The 861-nt window shown below is 65.3% G+C and carries 1 protein-coding gene; it reads right to left on the bottom strand.

The window, feature by feature from the left end; all coding sequences use genetic code 11:
* Nucleotides 1-774, bottom strand: a 774-nt coding sequence (ispH, locus tag AAE045_RS23310; RefSeq protein WP_455549693.1) for a 4-hydroxy-3-methylbut-2-enyl diphosphate reductase, incomplete at its 3' end; no start/stop codon positions are given.
* Nucleotides 775-861: the final 87 nt, after the last annotated feature.

The raw sequence follows: 861 nt of genomic DNA, 5'->3' as shown, positions 1-861 counted from the left end.
GACCCACGCCGGATCGATCTCGTCGGCACCGTCGATCAGGTAGGACTCCACGCCATCACGGCGCGCCAGTTCACTCAGGCGGTTGGAGTTGGAGCTGTTCGGCGAGCCGACCACCAGCACCAGGTCGCAACGCTTGGCCAGGTCGCGCACGGCGTCCTGGCGGTTCTGCGTGGCGTAGCAGATGTCGTCGTTCTTCGGGCCCTGCATCGCCGGGAAGCGGGTGCGCAGGGCGTCGATGATGCTGCGCGTGTCATCCACCGACAGCGTGGTCTGGGTGGTGTAGGCGAAGTTCTCCGGCTGGTCGATGACCAGCGTGGCGACGTCCTCCACGTCTTCCACCAGGTAGATCTGGCCGGTGCCGCGCTCGCGGCTCCACTGCCCCATCGTGCCTTCCACTTCCGGGTGCCCGGCGTGGCCGATCAGCACCACGTCGCGGCCGGCGCGACAGTGGCGGGCCACTTCCAGGTGCACCTTGGTGACCAGCGGGCAGGTCGCGTCGAACACCTTCAGGCCACGTCGGTCGGCTTCCTGGCGCACGGCCTGGGAAACGCCGTGGGCACTGAAGATCACCGTGTTGTCGTCCGGCACTTCGTCGAGCTCCTCGATGAAAATTGCACCGCGGGCCTTGAGGTCATCGACTACGAACCGGTTGTGCACGACCTCGTGGCGCACGTAGATCGGCGCACCCAGGGTCTCGATCGCGCGCTTGACGATCTCGATCGCACGATCGACACCGGCACAGAAACCACGCGGATTGGCGAGCAACACATCCATCGGTCAGATACTCCGGCCGGCGTGAGCCGGGTTGTTACGGATACAGGAGGGAATTATCCCGCTTTTTTGGCAGCCTTGCCGTCGAAC

Origin of the sequence: Dryocola clanedunensis, from assembly GCF_038405435.1 — a bacterium.
GTDB lineage: Bacteria > Pseudomonadota > Gammaproteobacteria > Enterobacterales > Enterobacteriaceae > Dryocola > Dryocola clanedunensis_A.
Note: the sequence above shows the minus strand (reverse complement) of the source record. Positions and strands in the feature narration are given on the sequence as shown.